15 protein-coding genes are annotated in these 14,300 nt (G+C 73.5%); 10 read left to right on the top strand and 5 right to left on the bottom strand.

All coding sequences use genetic code 11. The annotated features are described in order from the left end of the window. Positions 1-157 precede the first annotated feature (157 nt). On the bottom strand, positions 158-976 hold the full coding sequence (locus ACFV4G_RS22840; RefSeq protein ID WP_380443222.1) for a polysaccharide deacetylase family protein: 819 nt from the start codon (positions 974-976) through the stop codon (positions 158-160). A gap of 346 nt (positions 977-1,322) precedes the next feature. On the opposite strand from ACFV4G_RS22840, the gene ACFV4G_RS22835 reads away from it, so the two are divergent. Beyond that, positions 1,323-2,183, top strand: a complete 861-nt coding sequence (locus ACFV4G_RS22835; protein WP_380443221.1) for an SAM-dependent methyltransferase — start codon at positions 1,323-1,325, stop codon at positions 2,181-2,183. Positions 2,184-2,266: 83 nt separating this feature from the next. On the opposite strand, the gene ACFV4G_RS22830 is transcribed toward ACFV4G_RS22835, so the two are convergent. Further along, positions 2,267-3,136 (bottom strand): Fpg/Nei family DNA glycosylase, encoded by an 870-nt coding sequence (locus ACFV4G_RS22830; protein ID WP_380443219.1) that lies wholly within the window; start codon positions 3,134-3,136, stop codon positions 2,267-2,269. 148 nt (positions 3,137-3,284) lie between these two features. On the opposite strand from ACFV4G_RS22830, the gene ACFV4G_RS22825 reads away from it, so the two are divergent. The 4 genes from ACFV4G_RS22825 to ACFV4G_RS22810 all read left to right on the top strand — a co-directional run bounded on the left by ACFV4G_RS22825 (position 3,285) and on the right by ACFV4G_RS22810 (position 6,053). After that, positions 3,285-3,728 carry an SRPBCC family protein gene (locus ACFV4G_RS22825; protein WP_380443217.1) on the top strand — a complete coding sequence of 148 codons (444 nt, stop codon included), beginning with the start codon at positions 3,285-3,287 and terminating at the stop codon, positions 3,726-3,728. 129 nt (positions 3,729-3,857) lie between these two features. Continuing rightward, on the top strand, positions 3,858-4,520 hold the full coding sequence (locus ACFV4G_RS22820) for a hypothetical protein (protein ID WP_380443215.1): 663 nt from the start codon (positions 3,858-3,860) through the stop codon (positions 4,518-4,520). 130 nt (positions 4,521-4,650) lie between these two features. Continuing rightward, on the top strand, positions 4,651-5,442 hold the full coding sequence (locus ACFV4G_RS22815) for a DsbA family protein (protein WP_380443213.1): 792 nt from the start codon (positions 4,651-4,653) through the stop codon (positions 5,440-5,442). After that, positions 5,439-6,053, top strand: coding sequence for a vitamin K epoxide reductase family protein (locus ACFV4G_RS22810; RefSeq protein ID WP_380443211.1), 615 nt, complete (start codon positions 5,439-5,441; stop codon positions 6,051-6,053). Before ACFV4G_RS22815 ends, ACFV4G_RS22810 begins: the two co-directional genes overlap by 4 nt. 65 nt (positions 6,054-6,118) lie before the next feature. Here ACFV4G_RS22810 and ACFV4G_RS22805 read toward each other — a convergent pair whose 3' ends face one another. Further along, entirely contained in the window at positions 6,119-7,117 is a 999-nt protein-coding gene (locus tag ACFV4G_RS22805) for an adenosine deaminase (RefSeq protein ID WP_380443209.1), read from the bottom strand. Positions 7,118-7,313: 196 nt separating this feature from the next. Between ACFV4G_RS22805 and ACFV4G_RS22800 the strand changes: the two genes are divergently transcribed. Further along, positions 7,314-7,595: a DUF6158 family protein gene (locus tag ACFV4G_RS22800; RefSeq protein ID WP_380443207.1), complete on the top strand. Its 282-nt coding sequence runs from the start codon at positions 7,314-7,316 to the stop codon at positions 7,593-7,595. Positions 7,596-7,740: 145 nt separating this feature from the next. Then, positions 7,741-9,129 (top strand): NADP-dependent succinic semialdehyde dehydrogenase, encoded by a 1,389-nt coding sequence (locus tag ACFV4G_RS22795; protein WP_380443205.1) that lies wholly within the window; start codon positions 7,741-7,743, stop codon positions 9,127-9,129. A 33-nt stretch (positions 9,130-9,162) separates the two neighbouring features. Here ACFV4G_RS22795 and ACFV4G_RS22790 read toward each other — a convergent pair whose 3' ends face one another. Together ACFV4G_RS22790 and ACFV4G_RS22785 are read right to left on the bottom strand one after the other, a co-directional pair. Continuing rightward, positions 9,163-9,447 carry a hypothetical protein gene (locus ACFV4G_RS22790; RefSeq protein WP_380443203.1) on the bottom strand — a complete coding sequence of 95 codons (285 nt, stop codon included), beginning with the start codon at positions 9,445-9,447 and terminating at the stop codon, positions 9,163-9,165. A gap of 91 nt (positions 9,448-9,538) precedes the next feature. Next, positions 9,539-10,522: a Ku protein gene (locus ACFV4G_RS22785; RefSeq protein WP_380443275.1), complete on the bottom strand. Its 984-nt coding sequence runs from the start codon at positions 10,520-10,522 to the stop codon at positions 9,539-9,541. A 98-nt stretch (positions 10,523-10,620) separates the two neighbouring features. On the opposite strand from ACFV4G_RS22785, the gene ACFV4G_RS22780 reads away from it, so the two are divergent. From ACFV4G_RS22780 to ACFV4G_RS22770, 3 genes are all read left to right on the top strand, one after another. Next, complete coding sequence (locus tag ACFV4G_RS22780) at positions 10,621-10,842, top strand: hypothetical protein (RefSeq protein ID WP_380443201.1); 222 nt, start codon at positions 10,621-10,623, stop codon at positions 10,840-10,842. 245 nt (positions 10,843-11,087) lie between these two features. Further along, positions 11,088-12,536 (top strand): amino acid permease, encoded by a 1,449-nt coding sequence (locus ACFV4G_RS22775; RefSeq protein WP_380443199.1) that lies wholly within the window; start codon positions 11,088-11,090, stop codon positions 12,534-12,536. A gap of 227 nt (positions 12,537-12,763) precedes the next feature. Then, positions 12,764-13,957 carry a helix-turn-helix domain-containing protein gene (locus ACFV4G_RS22770; RefSeq protein WP_380443197.1) on the top strand — a complete coding sequence of 398 codons (1,194 nt, stop codon included), beginning with the start codon at positions 12,764-12,766 and terminating at the stop codon, positions 13,955-13,957. Positions 13,958-14,300 lie beyond the last annotated feature (343 nt).

Raw genomic sequence — 14,300 nt, 5'->3', positions numbered from 1 at the left:
AGGGCCTTTCAGGTGGTACCCGGCGGTACCTGGTGAATTGGTGCGAGATCACCCTATGGGCCCAAAAAGCGCAGAAACGGTTCTTCCAATCCACCTTTTCGAGTGGTTTAAGCAAGCAAACCGCTACCCGCCGCACCGGCCACCGCCACCACCGCCCTCAGTTCGGCGGGGCCGTGAAGAAGTACCCCGAGTCGACCAGCACCGGCAGGTACGCCTTGATCGCCGCCACCGTCTGCGACCGGTCCCCGCCGCCGTCGTGGTTGAGCACGATCGAGCCGGGCCGGACGTCCTTGAGGATGGTGTCGATGATCGCCGACGTCCCCGGCCTGGCCCAGTCGCGCGGGTCCACCGACCAGGCCATGTTCCGCAGCCCCAGGTCGGCGGCGATCCGCAGCGAGGCGTCCGACCAGTCCCCGCCGGGCGCGCGGAACCAGGTCGGCTGCCGGCCGGTGGTCCGCAGGAGCAGGTCCGAGGTGCGCTCCAGCTCGTCCTTGACCTTCGAATCGGACATGTGCCGCAGGTCCGGGTGGGTCCAGGTGTGGTTGGCGATGTGGTGGCCGCGGTCCGCGATCTCCCGCACCAGCGCCGGGTGTTCGACGGCGTTCTCCCCGATCAGGAAGAACGTCGCCCGGATCCCGTACTTCTGGAGCAGGTCGAGGACGGCCGGCGTGTACCGCGGGTCCGGGCCGTCGTCGATGGTGAGCGCCACGACCTTCCGTGACGGGTCCAGCTCGTACACCGGCTTGCTCTCCGCCTGCGTGAGCACCTTGTGCACGGGCTGCGCGGCCTGCGCGGCCTGCGCGGCCTGCGCGGCCTGCGTGGCCTGCGCACTCGGCGAGCCCGTCGCAGTGGGCGAGGGAGCCCTCGACGGGGTCGCGGACGGCGGCGCGGTGGGCGAGGCCGTGGGCGAGGCCCACTGCGAGGGGGACCCGATCGGCGCCGCCCCGACCGCGCCCGCCTCGGCGGCGTCCGGCACAGGTGGCGCCGGGGGCGGATCCGCACCGTCGAAGGGGTTCTGACAGCCCGCCGCCCCGAGCAGCGACATTCCGGCCGCGACGAGCAGCAGCCGGCGGGACGGGCGGCCCGATCCGGACCCGGGGCCAGGGTTCGTAGTAATCCGAGAGGTAATCAGACGATCTGACAGCATGGTGGATGCTTCCCCCGCCCGGAACCCCGGCTCCCGGTCGGCACCCCCGACGGACCTGATCACCACTCCGACGGCCCAAGGGCACCGGCCTTCCCCCACCGGACGCACAGGTTCCACACAGGCCCGCTACGCTGGCCCCCTCCAGTGTGATGATCTGCCATCAGAGGACGTGGCCATGACGACAAGTCAGGACTTCCCGGACCGGGAGCAGCACGAGGACGAGCCCGCCGAGCTGAGCCAGTGGGAACGTTTCGGCGTCGACACCACCACTCCCCACTCGGCCCGCGTCTACGACCACTGGCTGGGCGGCAAGACCAACTTCCCGCCCGACCGCGCCATGGCCGAGGCCATCGAGCAGGCCGTGCCCAGCATCAAGGAGATGGCCAGGGCCAACCGCGCCTTCCAGGGCCGGGCCGTGCGCCACCTCGCCCGCGAGCACGGCATCCGCCAGTTCCTCGACCTCGGCACCGGCATCCCGACCTCGCCCAACACCCACGAGATCGCCGAGGAGGTCAGCCCCGGCACCCGCGTGGTGTACGTCGACAACGACCCGATCGTGCTCGCCCACGCCCGCGCCCTGATGGTCTCCACCCCGGCCAGCCGCACCACCTACATCCACGCCGACCTGCGCAAGCCCGGGGAACTGCTCTCCGACCCGGCGCTCACCGCGACTCTCGACCTGGACCGGCCGGTCGGCCTGCTGATGATCGCCGTGCTGATGCTGATCGCCGACGAGGACGACCCGTGGGGCCGGGTCGCCGCGCTGCGCGACGCCCTGCCCTCCGGCAGCTGCCTCGCGCTCACCACCCCCACCCAGGACTTCGACCCGGTGGCCGTCGGCCAGGTCACCGAGGCCGCCCGGGCCGGCGGGATGACCCTCGTGCCGCGCACCCGCGACGACGTCGTGCGCTTCTTCGACGGCTGGGACCTCGTCGAGCCGGGCGTCACCCCCGTCCTCGCCTGGCGCCCGGACGGCCCGCCGCCGGCCAACCCGTGGGCCGCGTACTACTGGGGCGGCGTCGCGATCAAGCGCTGAGCGAGCGCACCCGCCACCGCACCCGCGACCGCACCCGCACCCGCACCGACCCGCGTCCCGGCTGCCGCACCACTCACGTCAGCTCACTTCAGCAGCCGGGACAGCCGCCGGTCCGCCAGCGGCTTCCCGCCGGTCTGGCAGGTCGGGCAGTACTGCAGCGAGGAGTCCGCGAACGACACCTCGCGCACGGTGTCCCCGCACACCGGGCACGGCTGCCCGGTGCGGCCGTGCACCCGCATCCCCAGCTTCTTCTCCGCCTTCAGCTCCCCCGCCGCGAGCCCGCGCGAGCGCTCCACCGCGTCGCGCAGCGTGTCGCCGAGCGCCGCGTACAGCCGCGCCGTCTCCTCGTCGGTCAGGCTCGACGCCAGCTTGAACGGCGACATCCGGGCCGCGTGCAGCACCTCGTCCGAATAGGCGTTGCCCACGCCCGCCAGCACGGTCTGGTCCCGCAGGACGCCCTTGAGCTGCCGCCGCTCGCCGCTCAGCAGCGCGGCGAAGGACTCCGGGGTGAAGCCCGGGTCCAGCGGGTCCGGGCCGAGCCGGGCCACCCCGGGCACCTCGGCCGGGTCGCGGACGACGTGGACGGCGAGCCCCTTCTTCGTCCCGGCCTCGGTGAGGTCGAAGCCGTCCCCGGCCTCGCCGGCCAGGCGCACCCGCAGCGCGAGCGGGTTCTTCGGGCTCGGGTGCGGCGGTTCGGCGGGCAGGCCGTCCTTCCAGCGCAGCCACCCGGCGCGGGCCAGGTGGATGACGAGGTGCAGGCCGCCGGCCTCGATGTCCAGGAACTTCCCGTGCCGCGCGACCGACCCGACCGTCAGCCCCTCCAGGGCGGTGACCGGCGGGTCGTACGTCTTCAGCGCGCTGATCGCCACCGGCTGCACCCGGGCGACGACCCGCCCGGTCAGCCGTTCGCGCAGGAAGGCGCACAGCGCCTCGACCTCGGGCAGCTCCGGCATGCGCCCAGTCTCCCGCACGGCCCCGCACCCCGCGCCCCGGCGGGTGCGCCCCCGTGCGCCCTTTGCCCGCGGCCGCTCCGGAGCGCAGGCTGGAACCACTCCACGATCAACCGGCGGAGCGACCAACCGCAGGAGGTCCGGTCCAGTCATGACCATGTTGGAGGAGCAGATCGACATAGCAGCCCCCGTCCTCGCCGCCTGGGAGCAGCTGCACCGGGTGCACGACTACCCGCAGTTCGTCGACGGGGTGCGCAGCGCCTACCCGCACGGACGGAACCTCGCCCACCTCGGGGTGGCGATCGGGGGCTCCGAGCGGGACGTCGAGACCGAGATCACCGACCGCGGCCGGGGCCGGGTGATGGCCTGGCGGACGCTCGACGGGGTCCGGCTGCGCGGCGCGTTCGCCCTGCTGCCCATCGACGCGGGGCACACCCGCCTGCAGATCCGGGTGGAGTACGACCCGGACGCCGTCCACGAGGCCTTCGGCGGGCCGCGCGGCTTCGCCCAGGCCGGGGCGATCGAGCGGGCCGTGCGGGGCGACCTCGAACACTTCCGGGACCTGGTCGAGGCGCGGGTCGCCGCCGCCCGGTGATCGCCGCGCCGCGCCCCCCGCGATCGCGTAAGGACGACATAAGCCCAGCTCAGCGGCCATGGTGAGGCTCCCCACAGGGGGCTGTCGGCCGGACCGTTCGGGTTTCAACCTGTGGCAGACTCGGGTGCGATGCACTACTCCGGCCCGGTCACCAGGACACTCCGCGCGGCGGTCTTCGCCGCGCTGGTCGTGCTGCTCGCCGGGCTCGGCCAGGTGCTCGTCACCGGCCGCCCGCTGCCCGCCGGCACGCTGGCCGTCGCCTCCGCCGCCGTCTTCGCGGTGGCCTTCGCGCTCGCCGGCCGCGAGCGCGGCTACCCGGCGGTCGCCGCGGTGTTCCTGCCGCTGGAGCTGGGCGTGAGCGCGCTGTTCGGCTACGCCCAGGCGAGCTGTCCGTCGCTGCCGCCCGGCGCCACCCGCGGCTTCGAGCCGCTGCTGTGCGGCGGCGGGTCCCTGGGTGGCCTCCTGCTCGGGCACGGAGTCTCCCCGCACACCGGGCTGGCGCTGCTCCTGCTGCTGCACACGGCGATCGGGTTGGCCGGCGCGTTCTGGCTGCGCCGCGCGGACGCCGCGCTGGCCGGCCTGGCGCGCTCGGCACGGATGACGGCCGAGTTCCTGCACCGCCACCTGCCGGCCGCCGCCCGTCTGCTGCCGCTGCTCTCGGCGCCCGTCCCGGCCCGTCCGGTGGTCCGGGTGCCCTTCCCGCGGGCCAGCCGGGTCCGCGTCCCGGCCGAGGACGTCGTGCTCGGCCCCGCCGTGCGGCGCGGTCCGCCGGTGTTCGCCCCGGCCGGCTGAGCGACCCCTCCCACGGTCGCGGCCGGTCCTCTCACCGCGCGCCGGATCCCCGCGCGCGCCCGCCCTTCCGCACGCCCGCGCGCCCTCTTCCGCAGGCCCGCGAGCACCCGAGAGCACAGGACGACACCCCATGAGCAACTCCCGCAAGAGCAGCACCAGGACCTCCGCCACCGACCGCATGCGCGCCGCCCGCGAGCAGGCCGAGCGCGCGGACCGGGTCCGCCGCCGCGTCGTGGTCGGCGCCGCCTCCGTCGCCCTGCTCGCGATCGTGGGCGGCGTGGCCTTCGCCGTGAACGGCTCCTCCGGCTCCTCCGGCGGCTCCGCGAGCGGCCCGCTGGTCGTCCCGGCCAACGCCGGCGGCACCAACGGCACCGTGATCACCTACGGCAAGGCCGACGCCCCGCACACCCTGGAGATCTACGAGGACTTCCGCTGCCCGTTCTGCGAGCAGTTGGAGACCACCACCGGAACGGCGATCCAGCAGCTCGCCGACGCCGGCACGTACAAGATCGAGTACCACCTGGCGACGTTCCTGGACGGCAACCTCGGCGGCAAGGGCTCGCGCACCGCGCTGGCCGCCGCCGGCGCCGCGCTCAACGAGGGCGTGGACAAGTTCAAGGCCTTCCACGACGTGCTCTACAAGAACCAGCCCGACGAGCGCACCGACGGCTTCGGCGACACCAACAAGATCCTCGACCTGGCCGGCCAGGTGCCGGGCCTGAAGACCGACGCCTTCGTCAAGGCCGTCCAGGACGGCACCTACGCGCCGTGGGCGGCCAAGGTGAACGAGGAGTTCAACAAGAGCGGCGTCACCGGCACCCCGACCGTCAAGCTGGACGGCAAGAAGCTGGACGTCCTCACCGGCGGGAAGGCCGTCAGCCCCGAGCAGTTCACCGCCATGGTCAAGCAGGTGACCGGGTGACGGCCGCCCCCGCCGGGCGGACGTACGGCGCGGGCCGGCCGTTCGCCTGGCTGCTGCTGATCGGCGGCGCGGTCGGCCTGTTCGCCTCGGCGGTCCTCACGCTGGACAAGCTCCGGCTGCTGAAGGACCCGTCGTACGTCCCCAGTTGCAACATCAACCCGATCATCAGCTGCGGCTCGATCATGCGCAGCGAGCAGGCCGAGGCCTTCGGCTTCCCCAACTCGCTGCTCGGCCTGGCCGGTTTCGCCGTCGTGGCGGCGATCGGCGCGGGCCTGCTCGCGGGGGCGGCGTACCGGCGCTGGTTCTGGCTCGGCCTCCAGGCCGGGACGCTGTTCGGGATCGGCTTCGTGACCTGGCTGATGTACCAGGCGCTCTACCGGATCGGCGCGCTCTGCCCGTACTGCATGGTGGTGTGGGCCACGATGATCCCCCTGTTCTGGTACACGACGCTGCACAACCTGCGCTCGGGGATCATCCCGGTCGGGCGCGGGCTGCGGCCGGTGGTGCGGGAGGCGGCGCGCTACCACTGGGTGGTGCCGGTGCTCTGGTACGCGGTGATCGCGCTGCTGGTGCTCAACCGGTTCTGGTACTACTGGAGCACCCTGCTCTGACCTGCCGCGCCTCCGCCCCCTCGACCCCAAGCACTGCCCGGAGGGGGCGCAGGCGCGACCCGCCGTCAGAACTCGACCGGCGGGAAGGTGAACGCGGCCACCTCGGCCAGGAGTTCGGCCTTCCGGTCGTCGTCGATGAAGGACGCGCGGAAGGAGTTCGCGGCGAGCAGCCGCAGGGTCTCCGGCTCCAGCGCCAGGGCCTGCTGGACGGCCCGGAAGTTGTCGTCGACGTAGCCGCCGAAGTAGGCCGGGTCGTCGGAGTTGACGGTGACCAGCAGCCCGGCGTCCAGCATCTCCCGCAGCGGGTGGTCGGCGAGCGTGTCGACGCACCGCAGGCGGACGTTGGACAGCGGGCACAGGGTCAGCGGCACCTGCTCGCGGACCAGGCGGGCCACCAGCTCGCCGTCCTCCAGGCAGCGCAGCCCGTGGTCGATCCGCTCGACGCCCAGCACGTCCAGCGCCTCCGTGACGTACCCGGCCGGCCCCTCCTCCCCGGCGTGGGCGACACGGCGCAGCCCGGCCTCGGCCGCGCGCCGGTACACCTCGCGGAACTTGGCCGGCGGGTTGCCGACCTCGGCCGAGTCGAGGCCGATCCCCGCGATCCGGTCGAAGTACGGGCGCGCGGCCTCGAAGGTCTCCAGCGCCGAGTCGGCGGACTCGTCCCGCAGGAAGCACATGATCAGCTGGGTGCTGATGCCGTACCGCTCCGCACTGCGTCCGAGCGCGCGGGTGAGCCCGTCCACGACGACGCCGATCGGCACGCCGCGCGCGGTGTGCGCCTGCGGGTCGAAGAAGATCTCCGCGTGCCGGACCCCCTGCTCCGCGGCGCGGGCGAGGTAGGCGTCGGCGAGGTCCGCGAAGTCCTCCTCCGTGCGCAGCACGGCCATCAGCGCGTAGTACAGGTCCAGGAAGGACTGCAGATCGCTGAACGAGTAGGCCTCGCGGAGCTCCTCGGTGTCGGCGTACGGCAGTGCGACGCCGTTGCGGTCCGCGAGGGCGAACGCGAGCTCGGGCTCCAGCGTGCCTTCGATGTGCAGGTGGAGTTCGGCCTTGGGAAGGGGCATGAGCGATCCGTCCGCGCGGTTTCTGTGGAAACGAAGGATTCATCCTACGTCTCATGTCGAGGCTCGATGATCACAGCCTGCCCGGACCCGCGGCGCGGCGCCCACCCCGAGATGCCGCCCGTCACCCGAACGCGTGTACTGGAGCGGGTAGCCGGGCACCGGGTACAAGGGGGGCATTCGCCGAGGAGGTACGGACATGCGGCACGCCACCGCCCCGCAGCTCAGGCCCGAGGGCGTCTCCCCGCACGCGCTGGGCAACGACATCCTGCTGCACGAGCTGGAACAGCTGCACCGCACACGCCACGAGACGTTCCTGTACGGCTCCGAGGAGGCGCTCAAGCGCCACACGCTGCGCACCGGCCAGCTGGAGGCCGAGTACCTGCACCGCTTCCCGAACCGCCTGGTGACGGCCGGCCGCACCCGGGCCGGGGCCCGTGCGCGCGAGGCCGCCGCCCGGGTCGAGTCGCTGCCCGAGTAGCCCGCGCCGGCCGTCCCCACGCACCGCCCGGCCGTCCCCGCCCACCGCCCGGCAGGACACGCCGGGCGGCGGTGGCGTGTCCGGGGACGGTCGGTCGGGCAGGTTTGGGCACAGGCCCTTCCCCGACACCCTGGGAGCCCCCCGCATGCCCATCGCAAGCGTCAACCCCGCGACCGGCGAGATCCTGCAGACCTTCGAACCCCTCGACGCGGCCGGCCTCGACCGGCGCCTGGCCCTCGCCGAGGCCGCCTTCCACAGCTACCGGACCACCGGTTTCGCCTCCCGCGCCGCGCTGCTGCGCCGGGCCGCCGACCTGCTCGACCAGGACCAGGAGGCGATCGCCCGCACGATGACCGAGGAGATGGGCAAGCCGCTCACCGCGGCCAGGGCCGAGGCCGCCAAGTGCGCGAAGGCGATGCGCTGGTACGCCGACAACGCCGAGGCGCTGCTCGCCGACGAGCACCCGGCCCCGGCCGACGTCGCCGACTCGGGCGCCGCCCGCGCCTACGTCCGCTACCGCCCGATCGGCGCAGTGCTGGCCGTCATGCCGTGGAACTTCCCGTTCTGGCAGGTGATCCGGTTCGCCGCGCCCGCGCTGATGGCCGGCAACGTCGGCCTGCTCAAGCACGCCTCCAACGTGCCCCGCACGGCCGTCGCGCTGGAGGAGCTGTTCCGCCGGGCCGGCTTCCCCGAGGGCTGCTTCCAGACCCTGCTGATCGGTTCCGGCGCGGTCGAGGGCGTGATCCGGGACCGCCGGGTGGCCGCGGTGACCCTCACCGGCAGCGAGCCGGCCGGGCGGGCGGTCGCCGCCACCGCGGCCGACGAGGTCAAGAAGGCCGTGCTGGAACTCGGCGGCAGCGACCCGTACGTGGTGATGCCGTCCGCCGACCTCGACGCGGCCGTCCGCACCGCCGTCCGGGCCCGGGCGCAGAACAACGGCCAGTCCTGCATCGCCGCGAAGCGCTTCATCGTCCACACCGACGTCTACGACGCCTTCACCGCCGGCTTCAGCGAGGCGATGCGCGCCCTGCGGGTCGGCGACCCGATGGACGAGGCCACCGACGTCGGCCCGCTCGCCAGCCGCCAGGGCCGGGACGACCTGGAGGAACTCGTCGAGGACGCGCGCTCCCACGGCGCCCGGGTCGAGTGCGGCGGCGGGCGCCCCGAGGGCTGGGACACCGGGTACTTCTACGAGCCGACGGTGCTCACCGGCATCACCCCGGCCATGCGGATCCACCTGGAGGAGACCTTCGGGCCGGTCGCCACCGTCTACCGCGTCGCCGACCTCGACGAGGCCGTCGCACTCGCCAACGACACGCCGTTCGGCCTGAGTTCCAACGTCTGGACGACGGACGCGGCGGAGCAGGAACGCTTCGTGCGCGACATCCAGGCGGGCGGGGTGTTCTTCAACGGCATGACCGCCTCCCACCCGGCGCTGCCGTTCGGCGGCGTCAAGCGCTCCGGGTTCGGGCGGGAGCTGTCGGGGCACGGGATCCGGGAGTTCTGCAACGTCACCACGGTGTGGATCGGCTGAGCCCGCCCGGATCCCGCGCCTGCGTGGCCGGGGTCAGGCGGCCATCCGGTGCCTGCCCCGGCCGGGCGTCGTCATCCAGCGGGCGACCACGCCCACCAGCGCGATGAAGGTCAGGCCCCAGAAGACGGCCAGCACGGCGAGCACGACCTCCTGGGACACCTGCACCGCGACCATGCAGAAGCCGATCGAGAGCGCGACCATGATCGTCACGGCGGTCGGGCTGAGGCTCAGCAGCCAGTGCCAGGCCCGGTGGCCCCAGCTCGGGTCCGCCGGGGCGTCGGGGCCGGTGTCGAGTTCCTTGTAGGTCAGCAGGTCCATGGGGATCGCCTCCCGTCGTCGGTCGGGAAAGTCGGAAAGGGGGGAAGTCGGGAAAGGGGGACTGCCTGGTCCGCGGACCTTCCCGCACGGCCTACGAGGCCTTGCGGGGGGCCGCGGTCTTGCGGGTGGTCGTCTTGCCTGTCGTCGTCTCGCCGGTCGTCGCCTTGCGGGCGGTGGTCTTGCGGGTGGTGGTCTTCGTCGCGGCGGCCTCGGGTTGCGCGGACGCCGTCTTCTTCGCCGGGGCGGCCCGCTTGCGCGGCGGCGCGGGCCCCTCCCCCGCGGGCCCGTCGCCGCCGTGCGCGACCTTGGCCTGCTTGAGGCTGCTGCGCAGCGCCTCCATCAGGTCGATCACGTTGTCGGGCGCCTCGCCGGGCTCCTCCTCGTGCGGGATCTCGACGCCCTCCAGGCGGGCCTGGACGACCTGCTGCAGGGCCAGCTGGTAGTCGTCGTGGAGCTGGGAGAGGTCGAAGTCCTCGGAGAGCGTCTCCATCAGCGACCGGGCCATCTTCAGCTCCTGCGGCCGCACCTTGACGTCCTCCTCCGGCGCGATCCCGGCCGCCGGGCGCACCTCGTCGGGCCAGATGCAGGTCTGCAGCACGAGGGTGCCGTCGTGCACGCGCAGCACCGCGGGCGACTCCCGGGTGCGCAGCGCGATCTTGGTGACGGCGATCTGGCCGGACTCGACGAGCGCGTCGCGCAGCAGGGCGTACGGCTTGGCCGCGCCCTTGTCGGCGACGCCGACGTAGTAGGCCTTGGAGAACATCAGCGGGTCGATCTCGGTGGCGTCGACGAAGGCCAGCACGTCGATGATCTTCTTGCTGGGCAGCGGGAGGTCGGCCAGGTCCTCGTCGGTGAGGGTGACGGTCCGGCCGTCGGGGGACTCGTAGCCCTTGGCGATCTCCGCGTACGGGACCTCCTTCTCCTCCCGCTCGCAGTACCGCTTCATCCGCACCCGTCCGCCGTCCTTGGCGTGCACCTGGTGCAGTGCGACGTCGTGCTCCTGCGTCGCCGAGTACAGGTGAACGGGGATGCTGACCAGCCCGAAGCTGATCGTCCCCTTCCAGGTGGTCTGCATGGGCATGAGGGCCACCCCTTCCGGAGAATCCCACTCTGCCCGGATTTGCCCCGTTCGGCCACACCGGGTCGACAATGGCCCGGAGGAGGCGGGTGCCGATGACTGTCGACGGGCGGGAGCACTGCACGCCACCGCCGGAGCGGACGACGTACCGGGTGGCGTACGCCGTCCACGGGGAGCCCGGGGTGCGACGGGCGGAGGTGGCCCTGCTCCCCGGCCACGCGCAGGAGAGCGACATCCCCCGGATCCTCGCGGCCCGCCTCACCGGACGGCCGGCGGACGCGCGCCGGATCGTCGTCCTGGACCTGCGAGAGGCATAGACCTCCCATCCCGGAACGCTCTCACGCGATCTGACGCTGCGTCAGATTTGAGGCTTCCACGTCACCTTTGCACCCCCTCTGACCTGCGCTTTCTCGTCCGCTTACCGAACAGTTATCGAGGCCTTGTTCCGATACTCGGGCGTAGAAGTTAGGTTGCACCGCAATGCGCGGGTCTGTCCCCACAAACCCTCCGGCGAGACGAGCCGAGGGTCACACCGCGCGGGAAAGGCAAAAGGGCACCCTTGATGAGTGCGGACACCACCAAGCCGGCGACGACGGCGAAGGTCCCCCACCAGGCGGGACCGGACGGGCACGGCGGGCACGGCGGCGACGGCCACCTGAAGGCCGGGCTCAAGAACCGCCACCTGTCGATGATCGCCATCGGCGGCGTGATCGGCGCCGGCCTGTTCGTCGGCTCCGGCGCGGGCATCGCGGCCACCGGCCCCGGCATCCTGCTCTCCTACGCGCTGGCCGGCCTGCTGGTCGTGCTGGTGATGCGGATGCTCGGCGAGATGGCCGCGGCCGACCCGCAGAGCGGCTCGTTCTCGGCCTACGCGGACCGCGCGCTCGGCCGCTGGGCCGGGTTCAGCATCGGCTGGCTGTACTGGTTCTTCTGGGTCGTGGTGCTCGCGGTCGAGGCGACCGCCGGCGCGAAGATCCTCAACCACTGGATGCCCGGCGTGCCGCAGTGGGCGTTCGCGCTGATCGTGATGGCGGTGCTCACCGCCACCAACCTCGCCTCGGTGTCGTCCTACGGCGAGTTCGAGTTCTGGTTCGCCGGGATCAAGGTCGTCGCGATCGCCGCGTTCCTGGTGATCGGCATCCTCGCCGTGTTCGGCCTGCTGCCCGGCACCCACTCGGTCGGCACCAGCAACCTCACCGGCCACGGCGGCTTCCTGCCGCACGGCGTCGGCGCGGTGTTCACCGGCATGCTCACCGTCGTGTTCGCGTTCATGGGCAGCGAGATCGTCACGCTCGCCGCCGGCGAGTCCGAGGACCCGGAGAAGGCCGTCACCAAGGCCACCAACAGCGTGATCTGGCGCATCGGCGTCTTCTACCTGGGCTCGATCCTGCTCGTCGTCACCCTGCTGCCGTGGGACTCCGCCGAGGTCAAGGCCAGCCCGTACGTCGCGGTGCTGAACCACGTGGGCATCCCGCACGCCGGCCAGGTGATGGACGTGATCGTGCTGACGGCCGTCCTGTCCTGCCTCAACTCCGGGATGTACACGGCCTCCCGGATGGCCTTCTCGCTCGGCCAGCGCGGCGACGCGCCCAAGGCGTTCGCGACCGTCACCAAGCGCGGCGTGCCGCGGGTCGCGATCCTGGCCTCGGTGGTGTTCGGCTTCATCGCCGTCTTCTTCAACTACACCTCCCCCGACACGGTGTTCGCGTTCCTGCTGAACTCCTCCGGCGCGGTCGCGCTCTTCGTCTGGCTGGTGATCTGCGGCACCCAGCTGCGGATGCGCAAGATCATCGAGCGCGAGATGCCCGAGCGGCTGACCGTGCGGATGTGGCTGTACCCGTACCTGACCTGGACCGCGATCGGCATGATCGGGTTCGTGATGGCGTACATGTTCACCGACTCCGACGGGCGCAAGCAGATGTACCTGTCGCTGGTCGCCGCGGCGATCGTGCTCGCGGCCTCGGCCGTGGTGGGCCGTCGGCGGCGGGCCGCGGTGGCGGCGGATTCCTGAGCCGTCCGCCCCGCGCGTGACGAACGCCGGGCCCGGGAGCCGTTGCGGAGGCTCCCGGGCCCGGTCCGCGTTCCAGGGGCTCCGCCCCTCGCTTGAGTGGCGGCCTGAGCGGCGGCCTTGAACGGCAGCGTTGAACGGCGACTCGTTTGACGGGTCTACGTCAATGGGGATACCCCGGCATGGCGCTTCCCCCTCGGAGCGCACCCCCACCGTCACCGGGAGGCCCCGTGCCGCTCCCCCGCATTCCCTCGCCTGCTCCCTCCCCCTCCCCTGTCCCCATCCCGGTCCCCATCCCCGTCTCCGCCCGGCTGCGCTTCGGCCACCGGCTGCGGCACTGGCGCGCGGTCCACGGCCTCAGCCAGGCCGAACTCGGCCGCCGGCTCGGCTACGACGACTCCCTCATCAGCCGGATCGAGAACGCCCGCCGCTGGCCGCCGCCCGGACTCGCCGTCCGCGCCGACGCACTGCTCGGCACCGGCGGCGAACTCACCGAGCTCTGGCAGCCCGTGCGGCAGGAACGCGAACACCTCGGCGCACTCGGCCCGCTCGGCGCGCCCGGGGCCGCCGGCGCCGTCCGGCCCGACGCGGCCGCCCTCGACGTCCAGAGCGGCCTGCTGGCCGTCTACCGCGCCGCCCTCGGCCACATCGGCGGCGAGGACCTCACCGCCGTCCTCGAACACCACGCCCGCATCCTGGCCGGCTGGCGGCCGGACGCCCGCGTCCTCGCCCTCGCCGCCCGCTACGCCGAGCTCGCCGGCTGGGCCCACTTCGACGGCGACCGCCCCACCCGCGCCCTCGCCTGGTACGGCCGCGGGCTCGCCTGGGCCCGCGCCGCCGACGACCGGGCCGCCGTCGCCGACCTGCTCGCCCGGCAGAGCTCGGTGCACTGGTGGAACGGCGACCCCACGACCGCCCTGGCCCTCGCCGGCGCCGCCCGCTCCGCCGCACTCCTCCTGCCCGCCCGGCCCGGCGTCCAGGCCTGGGCCGCCCTCGCCGAGGCCCACGCGTACGGCCGCGCCGGTGCCGCCCCCGACGCCCTGCGCGCCCTCGCCGACGCCGAGCGGCTGACCGCGGCGGCCCTGCGCGCGGGCGAACCGAGCCCGTGGCTCGCGCGCGCCCACCTCGTCCTGACCGTCGCCCACGGCACGTGCCACCGCGACCTCGCCGCGAGCCTCGGCCGCCCGTCCCACGCCCGCAGCGCCGCGGCCCACCTGAGCACCGCGCTCACCCAGCTGCCGCCCTCCACCCACCCCCACGACCACGCCCTCGTCACGGCCCGCCTGGCCACCGCCCACGCCCACGCGGGCGAGCCGGAGGCCGCGACCGCCCTCCTCGCCCACCTGCCGCCCACCCCGATGGGCCGCACCGCCCACGAGGCCCGACAGGCCCGCAGCCTGCTGTCGCGCGTCCCGACCCACTGAACCGGGGTGCCCGCCCTCGCCCCGCCCGGGGGCCACCCCCGCCAACGGGCCGCGCCCCACCAGACCCACGCCCTCACCGCCCCGGCAGACCACCACGCCCGCACGCCCCGCTCGGGGACCACCCACGCCAACGGGCCGCACCCGACCAGACCCACGCCCTCACCGCCCCGGCAGACCGCCGGGCCCGCACCCCCTCTTGGCCCACTCCCTCCCCTTCTTCCGCACGCGCCGGGGGCGCGGGGGGGGGGGGGCGGGCGCCCGCCCGGCGGCCCCCCCCCCCGTGCGAGGGGGGGCGGGGGGCCGCGCGCTGGGGGGGGGGGGGTGGCGAGGTGTGTGTGTCTCG

Source organism: Kitasatospora sp. NPDC059747 (genome assembly GCF_042732955.1).
Taxonomy (GTDB): domain Bacteria; phylum Actinomycetota; class Actinomycetes; order Streptomycetales; family Streptomycetaceae; genus Kitasatospora.
Note: the sequence above shows the minus strand (reverse complement) of the source record. Positions and strands in the feature narration are given on the sequence as shown.

What these genes read in the sequence shown, in the direction of transcription:
- ACFV4G_RS22805 (WP_380443209.1), bottom strand. Translation starts at nt 7,117, where the DNA reads ATGCCCCTTCCCAAGGCCGAACTCCACCTGCACATCGAAGGCACGCTG.
- ACFV4G_RS22785 (WP_380443275.1), bottom strand. Translation starts at nt 10,522, where the DNA reads ATGCAGACCACCTGGAAGGGGACGATCAGCTTCGGGCTGGTCAGCATC.
- ACFV4G_RS22815 (WP_380443213.1), top strand. Translation starts at nt 4,651, where the DNA reads ATGAGCAACTCCCGCAAGAGCAGCACCAGGACCTCCGCCACCGACCGC.
- ACFV4G_RS22835 (WP_380443221.1), top strand. Translation starts at nt 1,323, where the DNA reads ATGACGACAAGTCAGGACTTCCCGGACCGGGAGCAGCACGAGGACGAG.
- ACFV4G_RS22795 (WP_380443205.1), top strand. Translation starts at nt 7,741, where the DNA reads ATGCCCATCGCAAGCGTCAACCCCGCGACCGGCGAGATCCTGCAGACC.
- ACFV4G_RS22780 (WP_380443201.1), top strand. Translation starts at nt 10,621, where the DNA reads ATGACTGTCGACGGGCGGGAGCACTGCACGCCACCGCCGGAGCGGACG.
- ACFV4G_RS22775 (WP_380443199.1), top strand. Translation starts at nt 11,088, where the DNA reads ATGAGTGCGGACACCACCAAGCCGGCGACGACGGCGAAGGTCCCCCAC.
- ACFV4G_RS22800 (WP_380443207.1), top strand. Translation starts at nt 7,314, where the DNA reads ATGCGGCACGCCACCGCCCCGCAGCTCAGGCCCGAGGGCGTCTCCCCG.
- ACFV4G_RS22830 (WP_380443219.1), bottom strand. Translation starts at nt 3,136, where the DNA reads ATGCCGGAGCTGCCCGAGGTCGAGGCGCTGTGCGCCTTCCTGCGCGAA.
- ACFV4G_RS22790 (WP_380443203.1), bottom strand. Translation starts at nt 9,447, where the DNA reads ATGGACCTGCTGACCTACAAGGAACTCGACACCGGCCCCGACGCCCCG.
- ACFV4G_RS22820 (WP_380443215.1), top strand. Translation starts at nt 3,858, where the DNA reads ATGCACTACTCCGGCCCGGTCACCAGGACACTCCGCGCGGCGGTCTTC.
- ACFV4G_RS22825 (WP_380443217.1), top strand. Translation starts at nt 3,285, where the DNA reads ATGACCATGTTGGAGGAGCAGATCGACATAGCAGCCCCCGTCCTCGCC.